General features: G+C 69.8%; 22 protein-coding genes and 1 tRNA gene. 11 read left to right on the top strand and 12 right to left on the bottom strand.

Going from position 1 to position 21181, the window contains the following annotated elements; genetic code table 11:
- Positions 1 to 54: 54 nt before the first annotated feature.
- A complete protein-coding gene (locus tag ACFWP3_RS02285) occupies positions 55 to 528 on the bottom strand; it encodes a GNAT family N-acetyltransferase (protein ID WP_384215532.1) in 474 nt (157 codons plus the stop codon).
- 218 nt (positions 529 to 746) lie between these two features.
- Here ACFWP3_RS02285 and ACFWP3_RS02280 point away from each other — a divergent pair, with 218 nt between their 5' ends.
- The 3 genes from ACFWP3_RS02280 to ACFWP3_RS02270 all read left to right on the top strand — a co-directional run bounded on the left by ACFWP3_RS02280 (position 747) and on the right by ACFWP3_RS02270 (position 5807).
- Complete coding sequence (locus ACFWP3_RS02280) at positions 747 to 3185, top strand: polysaccharide lyase 8 family protein (RefSeq protein WP_384215531.1); 2439 nt, start codon at positions 747 to 749, stop codon at positions 3183 to 3185.
- 61 nt (positions 3186 to 3246) lie between these two features.
- Positions 3247 to 3480: a hypothetical protein gene (locus tag ACFWP3_RS02275; protein WP_384215530.1), complete on the top strand. Its 234-nt coding sequence runs from the start codon at positions 3247 to 3249 to the stop codon at positions 3478 to 3480.
- Positions 3465 to 5807, top strand: a complete 2343-nt coding sequence (locus ACFWP3_RS02270; RefSeq protein WP_384215529.1) for a polysaccharide lyase 8 family protein — start codon at positions 3465 to 3467, stop codon at positions 5805 to 5807. The genes ACFWP3_RS02275 and ACFWP3_RS02270 overlap by 16 nt, the downstream gene beginning before the upstream one ends.
- A 74-nt stretch (positions 5808 to 5881) precedes the next feature.
- Here ACFWP3_RS02270 and ACFWP3_RS02265 read toward each other — a convergent pair whose 3' ends face one another.
- Complete coding sequence (locus tag ACFWP3_RS02265) at positions 5882 to 6229, bottom strand: PRC-barrel domain containing protein (protein ID WP_384215528.1); 348 nt, start codon at positions 6227 to 6229, stop codon at positions 5882 to 5884.
- A gap of 155 nt (positions 6230 to 6384) precedes the next feature.
- On the opposite strand from ACFWP3_RS02265, the gene ACFWP3_RS02260 reads away from it, so the two are divergent.
- A complete protein-coding gene (locus ACFWP3_RS02260) occupies positions 6385 to 6891 on the top strand; it encodes a DinB family protein (RefSeq protein ID WP_384215527.1) in 507 nt (168 codons plus the stop codon).
- A 39-nt stretch (positions 6892 to 6930) separates the two neighbouring features.
- On the opposite strand, the gene ACFWP3_RS02255 is transcribed toward ACFWP3_RS02260, so the two are convergent.
- The 4 genes from ACFWP3_RS02255 to ACFWP3_RS02240 form a co-directional block, all read right to left on the bottom strand.
- Positions 6931 to 7509 (bottom strand): dienelactone hydrolase family protein, encoded by a 579-nt coding sequence (locus ACFWP3_RS02255; RefSeq protein ID WP_384215526.1) that lies wholly within the window; start codon positions 7507 to 7509, stop codon positions 6931 to 6933.
- Between the two features lie 115 nt (positions 7510 to 7624).
- Positions 7625 to 8326: a 2-phosphosulfolactate phosphatase gene (locus ACFWP3_RS02250; protein WP_384215525.1), complete on the bottom strand. Its 702-nt coding sequence runs from the start codon at positions 8324 to 8326 to the stop codon at positions 7625 to 7627.
- A gap of 251 nt (positions 8327 to 8577) precedes the next feature.
- Positions 8578 to 9210: an NAD(P)-dependent oxidoreductase gene (locus tag ACFWP3_RS02245; RefSeq protein ID WP_384215524.1), complete on the bottom strand. Its 633-nt coding sequence runs from the start codon at positions 9208 to 9210 to the stop codon at positions 8578 to 8580.
- A 118-nt stretch (positions 9211 to 9328) separates the two neighbouring features.
- Positions 9329 to 9646, bottom strand: a complete 318-nt coding sequence (locus ACFWP3_RS02240; protein WP_384215523.1) for a hypothetical protein — start codon at positions 9644 to 9646, stop codon at positions 9329 to 9331.
- Positions 9647 to 9989: 343 nt separating this feature from the next.
- On the opposite strand from ACFWP3_RS02240, the gene ACFWP3_RS02235 reads away from it, so the two are divergent.
- From ACFWP3_RS02235 to ACFWP3_RS02215, 5 genes are all read left to right on the top strand, one after another.
- Positions 9990 to 11561 carry an alpha/beta fold hydrolase gene (locus ACFWP3_RS02235; RefSeq protein ID WP_384215522.1) on the top strand — a complete coding sequence of 524 codons (1572 nt, stop codon included), beginning with the start codon at positions 9990 to 9992 and terminating at the stop codon, positions 11559 to 11561.
- A 12-nt stretch (positions 11562 to 11573) separates the two neighbouring features.
- Positions 11574 to 13190, top strand: a complete 1617-nt coding sequence (locus ACFWP3_RS02230) for an alpha/beta fold hydrolase (protein ID WP_384215521.1) — start codon at positions 11574 to 11576, stop codon at positions 13188 to 13190.
- Positions 13191 to 13218: 28 nt separating this feature from the next.
- Positions 13219 to 14109 carry a DUF4436 family protein gene (locus ACFWP3_RS02225; RefSeq protein ID WP_384215520.1) on the top strand — a complete coding sequence of 297 codons (891 nt, stop codon included), beginning with the start codon at positions 13219 to 13221 and terminating at the stop codon, positions 14107 to 14109.
- A gap of 227 nt (positions 14110 to 14336) precedes the next feature.
- Positions 14337 to 15521 (top strand): hypothetical protein, encoded by a 1185-nt coding sequence (locus tag ACFWP3_RS02220; protein ID WP_384215519.1) that lies wholly within the window; start codon positions 14337 to 14339, stop codon positions 15519 to 15521.
- Between the two features lie 129 nt (positions 15522 to 15650).
- Entirely contained in the window at positions 15651 to 15905 is a 255-nt protein-coding gene (locus ACFWP3_RS02215) for a hypothetical protein (protein WP_384215518.1), read from the top strand.
- 87 nt (positions 15906 to 15992) lie between these two features.
- On the opposite strand, the gene ACFWP3_RS02210 is transcribed toward ACFWP3_RS02215, so the two are convergent.
- Positions 15993 to 16583 carry a hypothetical protein gene (locus ACFWP3_RS02210; RefSeq protein WP_384215517.1) on the bottom strand — a complete coding sequence of 197 codons (591 nt, stop codon included), beginning with the start codon at positions 16581 to 16583 and terminating at the stop codon, positions 15993 to 15995.
- 237 nt (positions 16584 to 16820) lie between these two features.
- Between ACFWP3_RS02210 and ACFWP3_RS02205 the strand changes: the two genes are divergently transcribed.
- A complete protein-coding gene (locus tag ACFWP3_RS02205) occupies positions 16821 to 16931 on the top strand; it encodes an RICIN domain-containing protein (RefSeq protein ID WP_384215516.1) in 111 nt (36 codons plus the stop codon).
- 62 nt (positions 16932 to 16993) lie between these two features.
- On the opposite strand, the gene ACFWP3_RS02200 is transcribed toward ACFWP3_RS02205, so the two are convergent.
- The 4 genes from ACFWP3_RS02200 to merB all read right to left on the bottom strand — a co-directional run bounded on the left by ACFWP3_RS02200 (position 16994) and on the right by merB (position 20520).
- The gene (locus ACFWP3_RS02200) at positions 16994 to 17221 is read right to left on the bottom strand and encodes a hypothetical protein (protein WP_384215515.1); all 228 of its coding nucleotides are present in this window, start codon (positions 17219 to 17221) and stop codon (positions 16994 to 16996) included.
- 185 nt (positions 17222 to 17406) lie between these two features.
- Positions 17407 to 17664, bottom strand: a complete 258-nt coding sequence (locus tag ACFWP3_RS02195; protein WP_384215514.1) for a hypothetical protein — start codon at positions 17662 to 17664, stop codon at positions 17407 to 17409.
- Between the two features lie 194 nt (positions 17665 to 17858).
- A complete protein-coding gene (locus tag ACFWP3_RS02190; RefSeq protein WP_384215513.1) occupies positions 17859 to 18911 on the bottom strand; it encodes a TerC family protein in 1053 nt (350 codons plus the stop codon).
- Between the two features lie 526 nt (positions 18912 to 19437).
- Positions 19438 to 20520 (bottom strand): organomercurial lyase, encoded by a 1083-nt coding sequence (gene merB / locus ACFWP3_RS02185; protein ID WP_384215512.1) that lies wholly within the window; start codon positions 20518 to 20520, stop codon positions 19438 to 19440.
- Between the two features lie 82 nt (positions 20521 to 20602).
- On the opposite strand from merB, the gene ACFWP3_RS02180 reads away from it, so the two are divergent.
- On the top strand, positions 20603 to 21001 hold the full coding sequence (locus tag ACFWP3_RS02180; RefSeq protein ID WP_384215511.1) for a heavy metal-responsive transcriptional regulator: 399 nt from the start codon (positions 20603 to 20605) through the stop codon (positions 20999 to 21001).
- A gap of 102 nt (positions 21002 to 21103) precedes the next feature.
- Here ACFWP3_RS02180 and ACFWP3_RS02175 read toward each other — a convergent pair.
- Positions 21104 to 21180: transfer RNA gene (locus ACFWP3_RS02175), tRNA-Met, on the bottom strand.
- Position 21181: the final 1 nt, after the last annotated feature.

Genomic DNA, 21181 nt, shown 5'->3' with positions numbered 1-21181 from the left:
ACCGTAGGGGCGCGGAGGGGGCCGGGGTTGCCCGTGTGGAACGGGGGGTCTTGCCTAGTCTGAGAGGGGGTACCGGAACATGTGCAGGGTCCAGGAGGGCTCGGGGGTCGGCTTCGTCGCGTACTCCATCGCCCCCATGGCCGCGTAGAAGGGAGCGGCGTTCGGATCCGAGGCGATGACGAACTCCTGTCGTCCGAGCTCGCGCGCGGTCCGGATCGCGTGCTGCCACAGAAGCTTGCCGTAGCCCTTGCCGATCTGATCGGCGTCGACGAAGAGCTTGTCCAGGAGCAGGTTTCCGTCCTCCTCGGTGAACCCGTAGAAGCCGAGGCTCCTGCCCTCCTCCTCCTCCAGGACGAAGACCGGGTTGTCGCGGACGTACGCGTCCGGGATCGCCCGAGCGTCACCCGCCCAGTCGAAGTAGCCCGGTGGGTAACCCCAGTGGGTTGCCGATCGGCTCTGGAGCTCTTCGAGCTCGCCGGCCTCTTCGGGTTCGGCGCGTCGGATGCGCCAGGCACCGTTGGTTGACACGGCACGGACCGCCCTTCTCGATCGATCGCTGGCTGAAGCTGTCGATCCGACTAGATCACGGGTTCCGTGCCGGCCGTCGGCACCACCTGTTCAATGCAGCGAAGTCTCCTACGAAAACGATCGAAACGCTCAATTTTGTCATCGGTATGGATCGATTGAGCGGGTACGTGTTAGAAACCAGCCAGCCATGACCGGGTTTCAGCCCCCTGGAGACCGCAGTGACGCGTTTCTCGACCCGTCGCACCTTCCTTCGTGCCACCGGCGGCACGGCACTCGCCCTCGGCCTCACCACCAGCCCTCTGGCCAACGGTCAGGCCGCCGCCGCGGCCGCCGACGAGTTCAGTGATCTGCGTGCCAAATGGCGCTCCCTGATACTCGGTTCGGGCTTCAGCCCCACTGCCGAGCCCTTCAAGGGCAGACTGGCCCAGCTCGGCGCCCGGGCCGCCGAGTACCAGTCGACGATGGCCCCGGCCACCGGGTCCCTGTGGCCCGAGCTGGTGTGGGCCGATCCGGAGCCCGACACGGACCAGGAGTCGTACGGGTACTCACAGCGGATGAACGACAGCTTCTCCCGGCTGTCCGTCATGGCGCAGGCGTACTGCCAGCAGGGCACCGGGCTGACGGGGAACGCCGCCCTGGCGGCTGACATCGTTGCCGGGCTGGACCACGTGTACGCCGGGATCTACAACGAGGGGCAGACGCGCTTCGGGAACTTCTACAGCTGGCAGATCGGTGCCCCGCAGGCGCTGCTCGACGTGTGCGTGCTGATGTACGAGCAGCTGTCGGCGGCTCAGATCGCCAGCTATTGCCGGGCCGTTGACCACTTCGTGCCCGATTCGGCCGTGGCCGTCTACTCGGGCACGAGCACCGGTGCCAACCGCGTCGACCTGTGCCGGGTGCTGATCCTGCGCGGCATCGTCGGCGGCAGCTCGGCCAAGATCGCACTCGGCCGGAGCGCGCTCTCGCCGGTGTTCCCGTACGTCAGCTCCGGCGACGGCCTCTACGCCGACGGGTCCTTCATCCAGCACACCTCCGTCCCCTATGCCGGTACGTACGGTGCGGTCATGCTGGGCGGCCTCGGGAGCCTGTTCGCGCTGCTGGCCGGCTCGAGCTGGGCGGTGACCGATCCGAACCGGCAGATCGTCTTCGACGCGGTGGAGAACGCCTGGGCGCCGTTCCTCTACAACGGGCTGATCATGGACAGCGTCTCCGGGCGCGGAATCAGCCGCGGCATCCACCGCGACGACCCCCACCAGGTCCAGGCGGACGATCATCTGCGCGGCCACGGCATCCTCTCCGCCATCGTGCTGCTGGGCCAGGGGGCGAGCGCGGCGGAGAACGCGCGGTGGCGCGGGCTGGTGAAGGGGTGGCTGCAACGCGACTACTACAGCCCGCCGTTGAGCGATCCCCTGCTGGGTCTGGTCGGTCTGGCCTGGTTGAAGTCCGTGGTGGACGACACCTCCGTCGCGGCCATCGCCGAGCCGACCGGCCACCGGCTCTTCCCGGCGATGGCGCGGGCCACACACAGGCGGCCGCACTGGGCCGCCTCGATCAGCATGGCCGGCAAGCGGATCACGCACTACGAGACCGGCAACGGCGAGAACCTGCGCGGCTGGCACACCGGATCCGGAATGCTCTACTGGTGGGGCGACTCCTACGCCAACGGGCAGTACAGCGACGCCTTCTGGCCCACCGTCGACCCCTACCGGCTACCCGGCACCACCAACTCGCGCAAGGTGCTGGCGGATGCGGCCGGCGGTGACTGGGGCGCACCGAAACCCGACGTGAACTGGGTGGGCGGCGCCACCGACGGCAACCGCGCCGCGATCGGCCAGTACCTCCGGGGCCTGCAGAGCACCCTGATGGCCAAGAAGTCCTGGTTCTGCCTGGACGATTCAATCGTCTGCCTCGGCGCGGGCATCAAGTGCACCGACGGCACTGGGGTCGAATCGGTCATCGAGAACCGCAACCTCGGACGCAGCGGCGTCCATCCGCTCACCGTCGACGGCACGGTGAAACCGGTCAGCCACCCCTGGACGGAGAACCTCACCGGTGCGACCTGGGCGCACATCGGCGGCATGGGCGGGTACGTCTTCCCCGGCGGCGCGACCGTCAGGGCTCTGCGCGAGGAGCGCACGGGCAAGTGGAGCGACATCAACCGCGGCATGGCCGAAACCGCGATCACCCGGCGCTACCTGACCCTGTACGCCGACCACGGCACCAACCCGTCGGATGCGGCCTACGCCTACCTCCTCATGCCCGGCGCGAACACCACACAGACCGCCGCGCGCGCGGCCGACACCGGATGGCTGCAGATCCTCGCCAACACCGACAACCAGCAGGGCGTCCGCGTACCCTCGCTGGGCTTCACCGGGGTCAACTTCTGGTTCGGCGGCACGGTCGGAACCCTCACCGCGAGCGCGCCCTGCGCGGTGATGATCTCCGAGAAGAGCAGCGGCACCGCGGTGATCTGCGTCAGCGACCCGATGCGCATGCAGACCGGCCTGACGCTCACCTGGAACCGGGCGGTGACCTCGGTGATCTCCAAGCCCTCCACCGTCACCGGATCGGCCACCGGCGCTTCGCTGAGCCTCACGTTCGGCGACCTCAGCGGCACCCTCGGAGCCACGCAAAAGATCACCGTCGCACTGGGCTGACGACGGCCACCCCGTCACCGTTTCGGAAGCATGGGGAGAACGGCTTTATGAGGATGACCAGTTGGGCCGCGAGGGTGCTGCTGTCCGTGGTGCTGGCGCTGCGGCGGGCACGTACCCGGCCCGGGCGAGCGGGCAGGCGAGCGGGCAGGCCGACGGCAGCGGGCCGGGCTCCGGGGTCGAAGGCGCACCGGTGCGGGTCGACGCGTACGGAACGGGCGCCGAGCCGCGCATCCAGGGCGGCGGTTCCCGCGCGGCCGTCCTGCTGGAGAACGTCGAGCAGTGGGAGGTGCGCTAGCCGTCCACGGGCGGGCCGAGCGGACACCGCCCCGCTCCGAGCCTCCTCCTCCTTCGTACTCGAACCTGATCCTCGGCACGGGGTTCAGCCCGACGGCAGAGCCGTTCCGGACACTGCTCGCCAAGCTCGGCCAGACCGCGCAGGGCCTGCTGGCGACGATGGCGCCGGCCGACGGTTCGCTGTGGCCGGACGCGGTGTGGCTCGACCCCGAGCCGGACCTCGACGCGGAGTCGTACGGCTTCTCGGCGAAGATGAACGACAGCTACGGCCGTCTCCGCACGATGGCCCAGGCGTGGGCGCAGCCCGGTACGGGGCTGACCGGTGATCCCGCGTTGCTGCAAGCCGTCCTGACCGGGCTCGACCACGTCAACACCCAGGTGTTCAACGAGAACACCACCCGGTACGGGAACTGGTGGAACTTCCAGATAGGCGCGCCGCAGGCGCTGATGGACACCTGTGTCCTGGTCTACGACCACCTGACCGCCGAGCGGATCGACCGCTACTGCAGGGCCGTGGACCACTTCGTACCGGCCTCGGTGTTCGACAGCTACACCGGCACGAGCACCGGCGCGAACCGGGTCGATCTGTGCCGGGGCGTCATCGTGCGGGGCATCGTGGGCGACGACGCGGACAAGGTCGCGCTGGCGGCGGGGGCGCTGTCGCCGGTCTTCCCGTACGTGACCTCCGGGGACGGGTTCTACACCGACGGCTCGTTCATCCAGCACGTGCGGGTCCCGTACATCGGCGGCTACGGCTCGGTGCTGCACGACGGAGTCGGCCGGCTGCTGGCCCTGCTGAGCGGTTCCGCCTGGGAACTCAACGACCCCAACACCCAGCTCTTCCTCGACACCGTCGAGAAAGCCATCGCGCCGTTCATCCACAACGGCCTGGTCATGGACAACGTCTCCAGCAGGGGCATCAGCCGCGCCGGCACCTCGGACCATCTGCGCGGCCCGGGACTGATGGCGACGATCCTGCTGGTCGGCCAGGGCGCGAGCGCCGAGGAGAACGCGCGATGGCGGGCGATGGTGAAGGGCTGGATGCGGCGCGACTACTACGCCCCGCCCCTGGCCAATCCGGGCCTGAGCCTCATCACCGCGGCGCACCTGCACTCACTCGCGAACGACAGCACGGTCAAACCGGCCCCCGAGCCGGTCGAGCACCGCCTCTTCCACCACATGGACCGGGCCACCCACCGCCGCCCGGGCTGGTGCGCCTCCGTCTCGATGGCATCCAAACGGATCGCGCACTACGAGTTCGGCAACGGCGAGCACAAGCGCGGCTACCACACCGGGGCGGGCTGGCTGCAGTGGTGGGGCAGCGACTTCGGCCTGGAGCAGTACTCCGACGCGTACTGGCCCACCGTCGACCCCTACCGGCTGCCCGGGATAACCGCCTCCCGCAAGCCGCTCGCGGACGGCGAGGGCGGCGAGTGGGGCGGACCGACCCCTGATGCCGCATGGGTCGGCGGCACCACGGACGGCGAGTTCGGCGCCACCGGACAGCACCTCAAGGGGCTGTCGTCCACCATGAGCGCCAAGAAGTCCTGGTTCTGGCTGGACGACTCCGTCGTCTGCCTGGGTGCCGGCATCACCTCCACCGACGGGCACAGGGTCGAAACCACCGTCGACAACCGCCATCTGGGTACCGCCGGTGCTCCCGTGCTGACGGTGGACGGCAGGGCCCAACCGCGCGACCAGGGGTGGACGAAGACCTTCGACCGGGCCGAGTGGGCGCACATCGAAGGCCAGGCGGGCTATCTCTTCCCCGGCGGTTCCTCGTTCACCGCCGTCCGGGAGGAACGCACCGGCGCATGGCGGGACGTCAACGCCGGCGGACCGACCGACCCGATCACCCGCCGCTACCTGACCCTCGTCACCGACCACGGCCCCGACCCGGTCGACAGCACCTACGCGTACGTACTCCTCCCCGGCGCCGGCGTCCGAACGACGCAGCAGCGCGCCTGTGACCACGGCTGGCTCCGGATCCTCGCCAACAACCCCCGCCAGCAGGGTGTTCGGGCGCCCAGGCTCGGCTTGACGGCCGTCAACTTCTGGGCCGGGGGCACGGTCGGCGGGATCACCGCGAGCGCCCCGGCCTCCGTCCTCGTCCGCGAACACCGCGACGGAACGGCCACCATCGTCGTCTCCGACCCCGCCCGCCAGGCCACGTCCCTGGAGATCACCTGGAAGGGGAGGGTCACGAAGGTACTCGCCAAGCCCTCGACCGTTACGGCGGTGTCCCTCGGATCCTCGCTCGGGCTTTCCCTCGGCGATCTCACCGGAGCCTACGGAGCCCCCCAGAAGATCAAGGTCAAGCTCGGCTGACGAAGCGGGGTGTCTTCCCGGCACCCCGGCCCGGGGTGCCGGGAAGACAGCTCGGGCCGGCCGCCGGGATCGGCTCAGAGACGGGCGGAAAGGTAGTACTCGCCGACTGCGGACAGGTAGGCAGGGTCCGCAGTGTCGCTGTCCGTGGTGAACCGGGGCGCGGCTTTGATCTGCTCCCGGCTCGGTGAGACGCTCACCGTCTGCGCTTCCGTGTCGATGGCGGTCACAGCGCCGGCCGGGATCACCACGCTCCTGCCGAAGACCCACACACCGGTGTCGACCACCAGGTGCTGCATACCGGTCCGGTCCTGCTGACGGTCAACATGCCCGATGACTCCGTCGGCGGCCTCCACCGTGAAACCCACCAGCGACTGCCCGAACACGTAGCCACTGTCCTGAGCGTATGCCCACACAGTCCCCACTGAGCGACCTCCTCATCCTCGACAACCCACACAACGGGTCTGGGAGACCCGTACAGACTGGTCACATTCCCCGACACCCGCCCCGCAACCGAAGGCGGATGAGAACCACAGGCTAGCCCTGAACTGGTCACCAACCTTCGTGGCATGATCGTCCGGTGGAAGACGACCAGCGCATACACCCCTCGAAGGCGGCCGACGACCGTGCGTCGCTGACCTCGTTCCTCGACTACCAGCGGGCCACCCTGGCCATGAAGTGCGCGGGGCTGACCGGCGAACAGTTGAAGCAGAGGGCGATCCCGACCTCCGGTCTGACCCTCCTGGGCCTGGTGCGCCACGCGGCCTCGGTCGAGCGTGGCTGGTTCCGCGTCACCCTGCACTCCGAGGACGTCAAGACGCCTTGGCCCGGCGAGGTCGGCGGCACGTTCGCCGAGTTCCACGTCGAGGACGCCGATGTCGACGAGGCGTTCAGGGTCTGGCAGGAGGAGTGTGCCCGCGCCCGCGCTGTCGTCGCCGCCTTCAGCTCCCTCGATGACACCGTCGACTTCCGCGGCGAGACCATCTCACTGCGCTACGTACTCACCCACATGATCGAGGAGTACGCACGGCACAACGGCCACGCCGATCTGCTGCGCGAGGCGATCGACGGAACCGTCGGCGAGTAGGACGCCGAGCGCCCGCGGCCGGCCGGCTGTTGTCGCCTTCTACTTGATTCGGTCGAGGAAGCCGAGCACTCGGTCGTTGACCTGCTGTGCGGCCTGTGCGTCGTAGGTCGGCAGGCTGCTGTCGGTGAACAGGTGGCTGCCGCCCGGGTAGCGGAACAGCTCGGCGTCCGGTGCCGTCTCGACGAGCGTGCGGGCGGCGTCCACATCGCCTTCTCCGGCGAAGAACGGATCCGCGTCCATGCCGTGGATCTGGACCGGGACGTCCTGGGGCCAGGCCCCGCCGAACTCCGCGACCGGGACGCATGCCTCGAGCAGCAGTGCGCCCTTCGCGCCGGGGCGGGTCTGGGCCAGCTTCTGGGCCGGCAGAACGCCGAGCGAGATGCCGACATAGACGAGCTCCGCGGGCAGCCCCTCGGCGGCGGCGGTTCCGCGCGCGATGAACGTGTCGAACCCGACCCGCTCGGCGTAACCGACGCCCTCCTCGAGGCTGTCGAACACCTGCCCCTCGTACAGGTCCGGGGTGTGGACGGTGTGTCCGGCCCCTCGCAACTGCTCGGCGAACTGGCGAACGCCGTCGGTCAGCCCGTGCCCGTGGTGGAAGACCAGCACCTCAGCCATGTCGCTCCCCTCGTCCTGCGACGCCCGGACGGCGCCGCGGCACGAGTATGGCCTGCGGCACTGACATCCACGGACCTCGTCCGGCCGGCCGGACGGGATCGGGTCGGTGGACTGGTCACATCCGGTCCTCATCGGTCAGCGAAGGCATCGCGCGGGGACGCAGGACCATGAGCGGGCCTTCCAAGGTCGCCACCATGGCGAAGGGGAACCGGTCGACCTCGAGACAGAGCGGAACGTCATCGGGGTGGGCTCCTTGACGCCTCCCCTCGGCCAGTTCGGCAGCGGCGCGGGACGTGGAACCGCGGAGGAGGAACTCAGCGGCGTCCGTCCCGGGCTCGGTGACCCTCCGGGCGATGTACTGAGCGCACGCCAGATCTTCGTCGGCCCGCCCGTCCTCGCCGGTGACCACGAACGTGACGCTGTCGCTCCCGCACGTCCGCAAGACCCGAGCCGTCGCCTCCGCCACCACGAAGCCGGCGCACAGCACCAGCGGCGCGTCCTTGACCGCGAGGGCGCCGACGGTCCCTGCCGTGGTCTTCTGCACGACGGTCCGTCCGCCGAGGTCGATGGACCGCAGCAGACCGGGCGAGTTCACGGCGTCGAACCCGGCTCCGGGCGGACCGTCCTTGATCGCCACCCAATGGGGGTTGCGGGCCTTGAGCGCCAGGGCCTCGTCCAGCGACTCGGCAAGAACGATCTTCTCGGCCCCTTGGGCGAAGGCCCAGGCGGCCACGGTGAAGGCCCGCATCACGTCGACCACAACGACCACGGACGGGGTTTCGGCCAGATCAGCGATACCAAGGAATCGAGCGTCCATTCCGGTCATGATCACGCATGACCGCCCCGAGGCGCCAGAGAGATACAGGCCGTGCTGGTATCGGCGAGGATCGCACGGCGGGCTATTCGGGGCAGAGCTGCGGGGCCGGCGGTCGGTACGCCGGTCCATGCCCGGCCCCTGAGGCGGGAAAAAGCCCTGTGCCCAACCTTGTTGGGCACAGGGCCTTCGCCTGCCGGCCGTCGTCATCAGCCGTGTCTGCGGGCTGTACGCCTGCGGTGCCGCCGGACGGCTCAACGTGTGAGGATGACTCGCCTGCGGATCCACTGACCGCTGGTCGCGGCGGAGAGCAGGAAGTGCGCGACGTCCGCACGGCTGATCCGCCCGCCGACGCGTCCTCGGGTTCCGTCCAGCGGGATCGTCTTGTAGTCGCCCGTGGTCTCGCCGTTCCCGAACAGCACGGGCAGCGCGATGGTCCAGTCGCGGTCGCTGCGGGCGATGGTCTCGTCGGCGATGCCCTTGTCCGCCATCAGCCTGCCCATGACCAGCTTCGCCGCCCCGGCCTGGAAGAGCGACTGGCGCCGGGCGGTGTCGCCCGAGCCGAGCGCGGAGAGCCAGACGAGACGCCGCACGTCGGCCGTGGCCATGGCCTGAAGGACGGGGCCGGCGGTGCGGGTGGCGAGCGTGGACTTGTAGTCCTTGCCGGGCCCCAGGGCACAGATGAGGGCCTCGCTGCCGCGAACCGCCGCTTCGGCGTCCGCGGGGGATGCGGCGTCGCCGATGACGACGGTGACGCGCTCGTCGCCGTTCTGCGGCAGCCGGGCCGCGTCACGGACCAGTGCGGTGACCCGGTGCCCGGATGCGAGGGCCCGCTGGAGTACCTGCTGGCCGATGGGGCCCGTGGCGCCGAGGACAGTGAGCTGCATGGTCGAGCCTCCTTCTGCCCCACCAGACGGCCCCCTCGCCCCATACGCCCCATACGCCCAGGCTATGCAGCTCGGCCCCTGATCGCATCGGCCCATGCGGGCGGTCGAGTATGACGGGCTACGCCGCCCCTGCTGCTTCGCTGAATTCGGCCGGGCGGGCCTGTCGCTTGAGCTGCATACGGCTGCTCATCAAGAGGTCGGCGGGAACGGTCTTCCAATGCGGGTGGTCGGCAACCTCGATCGACAGCTGCCGGATCTCGACCCACATCCGGTCCACGGTCTCCTGTTCGTCTGTCCAACCGGGGCTGTCGGGCACGTCTCCGCGGTGGGAGTACCGCGGCAGGCCCGCCAGGTAGGCGCGGTGCTCGGCATGCGCGCGGTGGAGGCGCTCCTGCAACTCAATGAGGGCGCTGGGGAAGGCGGTCTCGTCGCTCACCTTCGAAACGTAATTCTGTTCGATTCGGGAAGGGAAGCCGACGCACCGCTCAGTGCCCCGTTCGGCGGACCGGCATGGAGGCAAGGCGTCGACTGCGGAGCCTCTCTAGGGTGGCGCGCATGGCCGATGCCGTAGTCAACGCCACCGGGTGGTACGGAGAGGTGCCCGAGCGCGGCGGTGTCGGAGCAGCATGCCGCGGGCGGCCCGATCATGGGTCGCGGCCACTCCGGGTGCATGCGAGGCAGCCACCCGGTAGCGTCGAAAGGGTGCGTTCCGCCCAATACGCTGCGGCCCGGCCCGGCAGGGTCGCTGCCGATGTCGGCTGGCAGAGGAACGGGATCACATGCCAAAGCACAGCACGCACGCCGTGGCTGCCGCGGCAGCGGTGGTCTGCCTGGTGGCATTCGCCTCCACGGGCGCCGGCGCCCAGGCCGCCTCGTCGGCTGCCCAGCCCACCGCCGGGCAGCCCAGCCCCGATGCCCCGGCAGCCCCGTCCCGGTTCGTGCCCGGGCCGTGTCCGAAGCCGCCCGAGCCCATCGAAGCGCTGAGCGGCGCACAGTGCGGTGTCCTCGAGGTCCCCGAGAACCGTTCACGCGCCGGCAGCCGCACCATCGAGCTGACCGTGGCCCGCATCCCGGCCGTCTCCGCACGGCCCGCCGCGGACCCGGTGGTGTTCATGGCTGGCGGCCCCGGCTCCGACACGATCGACGACATCCCCTTCCTCATCGACTCCGGTCTGAACAAGGACCGCGAGCTGATCATCATGGCCCAGCGCGGCAACCTGTACGACCAGCCGAACCTCGCCTGCCCGGAGGTCGACCGGTTCAACGAGCGGGCCGTCGGCCTGGGCTACGACGCGCAGCAGGCGCAACGGCTCTTCCTGAAGGCCGTACAGGACTGCCGGGACCGCCTGACGGCCGACGGCGCCGACCTGAGCGCATACAACACCACGGAAAACGCCGCGGACTTCGCCGACCTGCGCAATGCGCTGGGCATCGCCCAGTGGAACGTCTACGGGTACTCGTACGGCAGCAACCTGGCCCTCACGTACCTGCGCCTGCACCCGGAGGGCGTCCGAGCGATGGCGATCGACTCGGTCACGCCTCCCCAGTCCGTGACCCTGCCATGGGCCTGGGGCAGCACCGCCGAGGGGATCCGCAACATCTTCGACGCGTGCGCGGCGCAGCCCGCCTGCAAGGACCGGTACCCCGACCTCCCGCGCATGCTGACGGAGCAGGTGCGCAAGCTGGAGGCGAACCCGCTGACGCTGGACGTCACTCCGCCGGACGGCGGGAAGCCGGTCAAGACCGTTCTCGACGGGGGCGCGCTGCTGAACCTGATCGTCGCCTTCACCCCCCGGCCCAAGGACATGCCGGCGGCGCTCGACGAGCTCAGCCGCGGCAACCCGGAGCGCTTCGCGCAGGCGCGCGCGGCCGGCTCGGTACAGAAGGTCGGCGACTTCGCGCACGGCCTGACGAACTCGATCGCGTGCGCCGAGTGGGCTCCGGGCTATTCGGAACCCGACGTGCTGAAGGCCGGGCAGAAGGCCTTCCCCGGGTGGCCGGACTCGGTGCTGGCGCAGGTGCCGCAGCTGCCGTTCCAGTACGCGGCGTGCGGGATCTGGAACGTTCCGGACCGCGCGTCGGTGCAGCGGGTGGCCACGGTCAGCTCGGTGCCGGCGCTGGTCATCTCCGGCACGTTCGACGTGAAGACCGGTGCGAGCTGGGCGCAGGGCGTGGCACGCGACCTGTCCGGCTCGACTGCCATTCAGGTGCCCGGGATCGGCCACTGGGTGGTTCCGCAGTCGCCTTGCGCGCAGCGCGTGCTGGCCTCCTTCTTCGCTCGCCCGGACGCGCCCGACACCGGTTGCGTGGACGATCTCGAGCCCCAGCCGTTCACGATCATCCCGAAATGACCGGGAGGGCAGATGACTCTCCAGCACGCGCCCCGTCGTCGGCGCACCGTACGGCGGCTGCAGGCGACGTCGGCCGGCCTGGCGGCCGGTCTCCTCGTCACCGGCCTGCTCGCAGCGCCCGCCCAGGCACAGCCCCGCGCGCAAACCACCCCCAGCCCCAGCCCGGGGGCGCCGATCGGCACGACCGCCCGCACGGTGGGTGACGCCCGCTACGAGCCGGGCCCCTGCCCCAAGACGCCCGAGCCGATCGAGGCCCTCGACGGGGCCCGCTGCGGAACGCTCACCGTGCCCGAGAACCGCGCCGAACCCGGCAGTCGTACGATCAGACTCGGTGTGGCGATCGTGCCGGCGGTGTCCGACACGCCGAAACCCGACCCCATCGTGTGGCTCGCGGGCGGACCCGGCGACGACGCGGTCGGGGAGGCGAAGATGGCGATCGACGGCGGCCTGAACCGCGACCGCAACGTGATCTTCATGTCCCAGCGCGGTACGTACTCGGCCGATCCGGCGCTGCTGTGCCCCAACATCGACGAGTTCAACGCACGCGCGGTCGGCCTCGTCTACGACGCGCCGTCCACCGGGCGCCTGCACGTCGAGGCCACGAAGGCCTGCCGGGACGAACTCGCCGGCCGCGGGGTCGACCTCAGCGCCTACGACGACATCGAGAGCGCCGCCGACTACGACGACCTGCGCTCCGCACTGGGCGTCAAGCAGTGGAACCTGTACGGCATCTCCTACGGCACCCACCTGGCGCTGACCTACATGCGCCTGCACCCCGAGGGGCTCCGCTCGGTGGGCATCGACGGCATCCTGCCGCCGTCCAGGTCCGGCGAGGAGTCGACGTGGAGCAGCGCCCGGCAGGGCTTCGACGGCCTGTTCAAGGCCTGCGCGGACCAGCCCGCGTGCAACAAGCGCTATCCGAACCTGTCGGCCACCTTCGACAAGCTCGTCCGCGAGCTCGAAGCCCGTCCGGTCACCACCACCGTCACCCTCCCCGGCCAGGACAAGGCGGTCAAGGTCGTGCTGGACGGCGGGGCGCTGGTGAACTGGCTGGTCTCCGCCACCCATGTGGCGACCCAGGTACCGGCGGCCCTCGACGAGTTGGCGAACGGCGATCCGCAGCGGATCGCCCAGCAGTGGGCGGGCGGCAAGCTCAGCCCTCAGGCCATGGGAAGGGTCGCGCACGGTCTCGTCTACGGGGTCTTCTGCAGCGAGTGGACGCCGTACGAGAGCGAGGACGCGGCGCTGCGCGGCGGGCAGAAGCAGTTCCCATCGTTCCCGCGCTCGGTGCAGGCCCAGGCCCCGTTGCTCTCCTTCCTCCGTCCGGACTGCGACGTCTGGAACGTTCCCGCGGCGCCGCGCTCGATCCGGGACGTCACGCGCGGCGACATCCCCACCCTCGCCCTGTCGGGTGCGTTCGACGCGCAGACCGGGGCGGACAACGGGCCGTACGTCGCCCGCACGCTCGACAAGGCCACGGTGGTGACGATCCCCTACGAGCCGCACGTGGTGTTCGCCACCTCGAAGTGCGCCCAGGAGATCACCGCCTCGTTCTTCGACAACCCGACCGCGCCGAAGACCGACTGCCTGAAGAGCCTCGAGCCGCCCAAGTTCGAGATCGGCCCTTGAGGCCGCTTCCCACGTCGACGGAGTCGCCATGGCCCCCACCTGGGAGGCGCGCCGCCCGCACCGCTCCGGGACCTCGCTCCTGCCGGTCCTGCTGCCCATCGCGTTCCTGATCGTGGTGGCGGTGGCCGTGGGGTCGTGGCTGCAGTTCTCCGAGCGGCAGGCGCTCGACACGGTCCGCACGGTGGGATCCCAAGCCGCCGACCGGGTGGACGTCAAGGCCACCGTCCAACGCGTCGACGCCACGGCCAGTGAGCTGCTCTTGCGGGTCCAGGTCACCGCCAGAGGGACCCTCGGCGAGGAGGACGGGACGGCGCCGGTGGCCGATCTCAGCCTCCAGACCTCCGCGCAGACCCTCGGTGACCTGGCGTTCAAGGCACATGAGCGGATCCCGACCAGGGACGTGCAGGTGGCGATCACGGGCGGGTCGGTCAGCGACTACCCGTTCGACAGCTACGAGACCGACATCGAGTTCTGGGCCCAGCTGGACGGCGAGCAGGTGCCGGTCCGGATGCTGCTCTCCAACAACGACACGCTCTTCTCCGTCTCCACGACACCCCTGCCCGCCGCCGGACAGGAAGCCGCCCTGGGGCTGGAGCTGACCCGATCGGGCAGCCTGCTCGTCTTCGCGGTCTTCATGATGATCGTGATGTGGGCGCTGGCGGCCTCGGTGCTCATCGGCACCTGGTACCTGACGACCCGCCGGCAGGGCCTGGTGTGGCCCGCCCTCGCCTGGATGGCCGCCACCCTGTTCGCCCTGGCGGCGTTCCGCAACACCGCCCCCGGCACACCACCGATCGGCTGCGTGCTCGACTGGTTCGCCTTCCTGTGGGCCGAAACCATCATCGCCCTCTGCCTGATCGCCGTGGTCCTGTCCGGCGTCCACACCGCCCTCCAGAACGACGAAACCCCTCCGCCCTGAGCGCAAGGTTGTGGGCTGCTTCGGGCACGGCTACCTGGCGTCGGTGGCGGTCACGGACCGTACAGTGCCGCCCCGAGCCATTCCCGACACACCGTGCACACGGCCTACCGGCTGCCCTGACCTGCGCGAACATCGTCACCCTTCGCCACTCACCCGACGAACTGTCAGATTCGGGCCGCCACACTCCGTAGCGTGAGCAGGGACATCACCCACGGAAGCAGGTACGCATGTCTGAGTTCCTGGTCAACACCAGCACCACGGGTAGCCAGGAGCGGCCCACGGTCACCGACCTGTTCGGGACGCACTATCTGGTCTGCTGGAGCGACACCAACGACGGCTCCATCAAGGGGCGTACCTTCCACGCCGACGGCACCCCTTCCGAGCCTGAATTCGTCGTCAACGGACCCGCCGCACACCCGGTGAGACGCACCTGCCCGACAGCGGCGAACACCCCCTCGGGTCCGGTGGTCGCCTGGATCGAAGAGCCGACGACCCCCGGTCAGCACTTCGTGAAGGTACAGCGGTTCGACCAGGCCGTGAACAGGATCGGCGACGAGATCACGGTGAACACCCGCGAGATCGACCCCAGGTTCCACCCTGCCCTGACCAATGTGAGCGACGGATTCGTCGTCGCGTGGCTCGACTGGAGCCCGGACCAACGCATCAGGGCACGGCGTTTCGGCCCCGACGGAGGGCCGCAAGGCTCGGAGCTCCAGATCAACACCGGCGAGGGCCTCCACGAAAGCCCCATCGCGACCACCCTGGGCGGCAGGAACTACGTGATCGCCTGGCGCACCGGCCCCCAGGGAGTGGGCGGCGGACGGCTCGCCTTCCGCATCTTCGAGCCCGACGGTTCGGCGGTGACGGACGAGAAGAAGCCGAACCTCACCGGATTCGCCGGCCCGAAGGCCATCGCCGCCCTGCACCAGCCCTTCTTCGAAGGCGGCCAGCTGGCATTCGGCAGCAACTTCGCCCTCGCCTACGTCCGGGCGTTCGCCGATGGCCAGAGAAGGGTGTACGCCGGCGTGTACGGGGTCGACGGGACGGAACAGGTGATCCCGATGCCCTCGACCGACGCGCCCAGCATCACCTCCTCGGCCCCGGCCCTGGCCACCCTGTCGAACGGGAAGTACCTCGTGTCCTGGGTCCAGAGCGACGGCGCGGGCGCCGCTCCCAGCGTCCGGGCGCGGGTCTTCGACACCGTCCAGGGACCGCTCGGTGCGGAGGTCAGGGCGGACACCGATACGGCGACCGAGCACCGGCACCTGTCCGCAGGCGCGGTGTTCGACGGTGGCGAGGGCGACACGGCGTTGCTGGCCTGGGCCGATGAGGGCGGTACGGCAGGCGACACCTCAGGCGTTGCCGTCCGCGGCCGCGCGTACACGGTCACCGCGCAAGGCCAACTGCTGTAGCCCGGCGGAGCCGCTGGCCGGCCTGAAAACACACGGGAGCGCGAAGGGCCGGTCGGCCTAAGCCGGCATGCGCGTCGACTGCCTGGCCGTGAAGCTGAAGCGTCATCGTCAGGCTAGGGAGGACATGCCATGCCTCAGGAGCAGTGCGAGGCGGCCAAGGCCGACCTCGAGCGTGCCAAGCAGCTGAAGAATCGCCGTCAGACGGCATGGGGCGAGGCCAAGGCGGCGCTCACCGAGTTGCGGGCGGCACAGCCCCCGGACCCGAAGGCGATCGCAGCCGAAGAGATCGCGGTCGAAAGCGCCCATAACCAGCTCCTGGCAGCCAAAGAAGAGGTCAGGGAATGCAGGGAACGGGTGGAAGCCTTCTGCAGTCGCAACCCTTAGCCCGGTCGGTACGGCTCGGCGCTCCCACTGCCACCTCCCCCTCGTCCAGCACGGGCATGCGCACACGCCGGACGAGGGGGAGGCCTGCTACTCGGCGATGTCGATGTGCATGTTGAACCGCACCCCGGCGACCTTCACCAGCAGGTTGCCCTGCACCTTGCGCTTGGCCAGGGTGCCGCCCACGTTGCCCTTGCCCAGCGCGGCCTTGTTCTGCGGCGGGAAACTGTGGAAGTCGGTGAAGATCCCGCCCGTGGCCAGCGGGGCCGCCTTGCCCCACTCCTCGCGCAGCTCCGCATAGGCCTCGGGGTCCATCGGAGAGCCGCCCAGGCCCAGGTTGACGCGCTCCCCGCCCACATAGGTGGCCGCGCACTGCTGCAGGACCGTCAGGACCAGCGAGTCCTTGAGCAGGTAGTGGGTCTTGATCTTGCCGAGCAGGTTGGCGGCGTCACCGTCGAGCTTCTGCTTCCGGACCTCCCGCGCCCCGGACTTGATCATTTCGGTGCGGTCGGTGTCGATGGACTTGTATGCCTCGACGTAGCCCTTGTCCTTCGACCGGGCGATCCGGATCGTCGTGGCCCAGGTCTCCGGCGTGATCCACTCGGGGTCGAATCCGATCGATTCGCAGTACTCCAGAAGGCTCTGGTTGGCGTCTTCGTCGTTCTCGGCGTACTTGGGCATGAACGGGTGTCCCCCTCCGTCGTGCTGACGGCGTACAACGTGCCACGGAGTCAGGGGGCTGTCATCCGATTCCTCCAAGGTCGTGAACGGGGTGGGAGACGGGGCGGATGTGACATCTCGGGCGCTCATCACCCACGGTCGGTACTGGCCTGCGATACGTCGACGGTGGACAACCAGCGCTTCTACCTTCAGCCCCTGCCCGGCGGACGTCATTGGATCCGGAACGAAGTCAGTGGCATGTGCCTGGACGTTGCGGGGCTGAACGCGGGCAATGACGCGAGGCTGCAGTTGTACCCCTGCATGGACGGGCCCTCCGACGACCACAACTGGTCGATCTACGTGCTGTAGTTCGCGTGACGGCCGCCCTGCCGGGCTCGTTGCCCTGGCCGGGCGGCCGTCACATCAGGGGGTCAGCTGTCGGAGCGGAACGCCCCGTGGACTCGCAGGTTGCCCTGGATCGCCACCAGGTCGTCGTTGACGTGCATGATCCACGCGCCGTCGGTGCGGACCGACAGCTGCCGGTTGGCGTTCACCTCGCCCTCGGCGTCGATGTACACAGCCCCCAAGGACTCCTCGCCCGCCTCCGGTACTTGGAGCGGAGCAGGGTCGCTGAGGATGTCGTAAACAAGAGAAGCCACCGTTGGAGCCCCCTGTTTCTGCTGCCCGGGCGCTCGCCCCCCACGGGCACGGTCCCTGCCGTCCAACTACGTTGACGAGCGGACCACCCGAGAACCCCCTGATTCGCCATTACCGGCGCGAACCAGCTCTCATGTGACCGAAACAGGCATGCGGGCAGGCCGTCAGGTATCGATGGGGGCCACTCTCATCCCATCCAGACGATGGAAAGGACCCGCAGGTGTCCGAGGCTGCGGTTGACCCAGTACACGACGGTGAGCGGGCCGACGGACGCACGCCGTACGTCCTCCCCCTCCGGGTCGGTGTGGTCCCACTCGGGCCAGGACCACGGGGACCGGGAGGCGATGTCGAGGAGGTCGCGGACCATCTCCTGGACGGGCGGGTCGAGCGCGGCGAGGTAGGCGGCGGCCTGCGGTGCCAGCCGGGCGGGCCAGGTGTCGCTCACCGACGGGTCGAAGGGGCCGGCGGGGAGTGTTGCAGGTTTGCGGACTGTGCGCTCATTTTCGGAGATCCCTTCCTCGGCGCCGAGTCTGCCTCCCCGCCGTGCGCCGAGTCGAGTGCGCGTTGTCGGACCGTGTTGCCGGACCGCACTGCCGGACCGCGTCGTCGGACCGCGTCGTCGGACCGCGTCGTCGGACTTCAGGTCCCGGTTGGGTGCTCGGGGTCGTCCACGGCCGGTGGCGCGGCGGGCGCGTCGGGTGGATCAGGGGCCGGGGTGCGGGTGCCGGCCTCGTCGGCGGCCGGTGCCGACTGGGCTGCGGGCGTCGGCCTTCTGATGCTGAGCACCACGGATCCGGCCAGGACGACGACGATGACGGCCAGGCTCACCGGTGAGGGGATCTCCGGGATGTCGGGGCTGATGAGTTTGTGGGATGCCTGGAGGATGAGTTTGACGCCGATGAAGCCCAGGATGATCGCCAGGCCCCTGTTCAGGTAGTGGAACCGGTCCAGGAGTCCCGCGAGCATGAAGTACAGGGCCCGCAGGCCGAGAATGGCGAACGCGTTGCTGGTGTAGACGATGAAGGCGTCGTCGCTGACGGCGAGGACGGCGGGGACGCTGTCGACGGCGAAGATCAGGTCGGCCGCTTCGATGGCGGCGACGACCGCGAGCAACGGGGTCGCCACCCGTTTTCCGGCTTCCTTGACGAAGAACTTGGCTCCGGCGTACTCGTCCCGGACCGGGATCACCTTGCGGAGCATGCGCACGGCGAAGCTCTTCCCCGGGTCGAAGCTGTCCTGTTCGTCTTTGATGAGCTTGTAGGTGCTGTAGAACAGCACGGCCGCGAAGGCGAACAGCACGGCGGTGAAGCGGCTCACGACGGCAACGCCGAGCGAGAGGAAGATGCCGCGGAAGACGAGGGCGCCGATGACGCCGAAGAACAGCACTCGGTGCTGATAGGCGCGGGGCACCTTGAAATAGGCGAAGATCACCGCGAACACGAACAGGTTGTCGACCGACAGGCTCTTCTCCAGCAGCCACGCCGTCGTGTATTCGGTGCCCGCGGTCACCCCCAGCATGAGGAACACGACCGCACCGAAGATCAGGGCGAGGCTGACCCACACGGCGCTCCAAGCGGCCGCCTCCTTGAAGCCGATGACGTGCACGTCGCGGTGGGCCAGCAGGTCGACCGCCAGCGACACCACCACCGTCGCGGCGAACGCCCCCCACAGCCAGAGCGGGACTTCAAGCACGCGGAACACCCTCACCGTGGGCCATACGGAACGAGCCGGCCCCTATGTCGCAGTGTCCAGGACGGAGCCTCCGCGAGCACGTCGTGCGCGGCCCCGCAGGTCCATCGGCGCGCTGATCCCCATGCCCGACCGCAACCGAACGCAACGGGAGGGCGACTCAGCGCTGCCGCGGCCGACGCGAGCGGCGAAAGCCAAGGCCATCGCCACGCACGCCAGGGCCGCGGCGCCGTAGATCAACGTTGTGCGATGGGGCACTACCCCTGACTCCGCTCACGCTGGCCGGCCTCCGGCATGCTCCGGTCCGCAGGCGCGGCGGCTGCGGGGCAGTCGGGGTTCGTGCAGCGGGCATCGGCGTACAGGGGAACGTAGACCCCCATCGTCTTGGACCGCTGGACCGTTGCCGGCAGCGGCTGCTTGCAGGACGGGCACAGGTGCCCCGGACGAGTCCCCGCAGGGTGCTTTTCTCCGTACATACACCGACTTTACGTCTGCTTTGCCCGAATTTGAAGTCGTTTTGGCCCGCGACTCAACAGGCGCAGGAACCCGGGGCCGGATCGGCAGCGGTGCCGCAGCACGCGGTCTGGTCGACGAGCAGCGGGCCGAAGATTCGCCGGGCGATCTCCTCGGCGCCGGCCTGGCCGACGACGCAGCCGGGGACCTCCGGGTGGTTCTCGGCCCAAGCGCCGGCCGAGGTGTCGCCGGTGAAGAAGTTCAATGCCTCGCAGCACGTGGTCTCCGCGGGGCCACCGCCGGGGCGCTGCCCGACGAACACGACCGCGCCCGGGGGTTCCCAGACGGACGCGCCGCCCCGGGTCGTGACGGTGACCGCGTCGCCGGTCACCGGGTCCGTGGAGGAGATCACCACGTCCCGGCCGAGCATCGGGGCGATACCGAGCGCATCGATGGCACACATCGACCACGCGTCGGCTCCGCCGTCGATCCGCACCCGGTGCCGGGTCGGTACGGCGGAGAAGGGGTAGGCCGCGCGAATGCGCCCCTGGTCGTCGAGGGTCAGGAAGTCCTCGGCGGCGAGCTCGGTCAGCACCTGCCGGGCCGAGCGCCCCGCCTCGGCGGCCGCCGGCTCCAGTACGACGGCTTCCGGCGCGGCCCCGGTCGCGGCGAAGTGCCGCAGCACGGCCTGGTGCACCGCCCGCAGCCCCCGCTCGGCGGGTGCCAGCCGCCCCCGGCCGCCCCGGCCGACCACGTCGAGGGCATCGGGGGTGTCGAGGGCGTCGGGGGCGTCGGGGGCGTCGGGGGCGTCGGGGGCCTCGCTCTCGCAGCAGCCGCCCGCTACGGCGGGCTGGGCCCGCCCCGCCCCCGCGAGCGCCCGGCGCAGGGCGGCCACGCTCGGCGCCCCGGACACCGAGCCGTCCGCGTCCCGGTACAGGCGGCAGGACACGCTCGGCGCCGCGCCCTCGGGTGCGAACGGGTCGACTCCGTCGAGCAGGATCGTCGGCGAGCCGGCCATGCCCCACCGCGCGGCCTCCGCCTCGTCCCGTACCTCGACCAGTTCCACGTCCGCCGCCCGGCCGTCCAGCGCGGCCGCGATCCGTTCTTGTGCGAGCGGCAGGTTCGGACAGTCCGGGACGGTCAGTACGGTGATGCGCATGTCGTGTCCTTCCAGGTCAGACTCTGTGCCACCGACGCTAGACGTTCCAGTGCGCTGGAAGGTCAAGGCGTAGCCTGGAGCCATGCGCATCGGCGACCTTGCCACGACCAGTGGGCTGACGGCCAAGACCATCCGCTTCTACGAGCAGGCCGGACTCCTGCCCGAGCCGCCCCGTACGGCGGGCGGCTACCGCGACTACGGCGGCGACGCCGTCAACCGGCTCGCCTTCATCCGCGACGCCCAGGGCGCCGGTCTCACCCTCGCCGAGATCCGCTCGATCCTCGCCCTGCGCGACGACGGCGAATCCCCCTGCGGGCACGTCACCGCGTTGATCGGCCAGCACCTCGCCGACATCGAACGACGCCTGGCCGAACTCCGCAAAACCCGCACCGCACTGCGCGATCTGGCCCAGCGGGCGTCCCAGACCGACCCGGACACCTGCGGCCAGAACGGCATCTGCACCATCCTGTCGCCGCACTGACGCGGTGCCGGACGCCGTCACCCGTCACAGGCGTACGCGGCCGGCGCGAGAGCAGAAGGGCCCGGATTCTCAACAACTGCTGAGAATCCGGGCCCTTCCGAGTGGTAGCGGGGACAGGATTTGAACCTGCGACCTCTGGGTTATGAGCCCAGCGAGCTACCGAGCTGCTCCACCCCGCGT

The sequence above is a fragment of the Streptomyces sp. NPDC058525 genome, assembly GCF_042719495.1.
Classification (GTDB): Bacteria; Actinomycetota; Actinomycetes; order Streptomycetales; family Streptomycetaceae; genus Streptomyces.
Note: the sequence above shows the minus strand (reverse complement) of the source record. Positions and strands in the feature narration are given on the sequence as shown.

What these genes read in the sequence shown, in the direction of transcription:
- ACFWP3_RS02255 (WP_384215526.1), bottom strand. Translation starts at nt 7,509, where the DNA reads ATGGCTGAGGTGCTGGTCTTCCACCACGGGCACGGGCTGACCGACGGC.
- ACFWP3_RS02250 (WP_384215525.1), bottom strand. Translation starts at nt 8,326, where the DNA reads ATGGACGCTCGATTCCTTGGTATCGCTGATCTGGCCGAAACCCCGTCC.
- ACFWP3_RS02245 (WP_384215524.1), bottom strand. Translation starts at nt 9,210, where the DNA reads ATGCAGCTCACTGTCCTCGGCGCCACGGGCCCCATCGGCCAGCAGGTA.
- ACFWP3_RS02235 (WP_384215522.1), top strand. Translation starts at nt 9,990, where the DNA reads ATGCCAAAGCACAGCACGCACGCCGTGGCTGCCGCGGCAGCGGTGGTC.
- ACFWP3_RS02230 (WP_384215521.1), top strand. Translation starts at nt 11,574, where the DNA reads ATGACTCTCCAGCACGCGCCCCGTCGTCGGCGCACCGTACGGCGGCTG.
- ACFWP3_RS02225 (WP_384215520.1), top strand. Translation starts at nt 13,219, where the DNA reads ATGGCCCCCACCTGGGAGGCGCGCCGCCCGCACCGCTCCGGGACCTCG.
- ACFWP3_RS02220 (WP_384215519.1), top strand. Translation starts at nt 14,337, where the DNA reads ATGTCTGAGTTCCTGGTCAACACCAGCACCACGGGTAGCCAGGAGCGG.
- ACFWP3_RS02215 (WP_384215518.1), top strand. Translation starts at nt 15,651, where the DNA reads ATGCCTCAGGAGCAGTGCGAGGCGGCCAAGGCCGACCTCGAGCGTGCC.
- ACFWP3_RS02210 (WP_384215517.1), bottom strand. Translation starts at nt 16,583, where the DNA reads ATGCCCAAGTACGCCGAGAACGACGAAGACGCCAACCAGAGCCTTCTG.
- ACFWP3_RS02205 (WP_384215516.1), top strand. Translation starts at nt 16,821, where the DNA reads ATGTGCCTGGACGTTGCGGGGCTGAACGCGGGCAATGACGCGAGGCTG.
- merB (WP_384215512.1), bottom strand. Translation starts at nt 20,520, where the DNA reads ATGCGCATCACCGTACTGACCGTCCCGGACTGTCCGAACCTGCCGCTC.
- ACFWP3_RS02180 (WP_384215511.1), top strand. Translation starts at nt 20,603, where the DNA reads ATGCGCATCGGCGACCTTGCCACGACCAGTGGGCTGACGGCCAAGACC.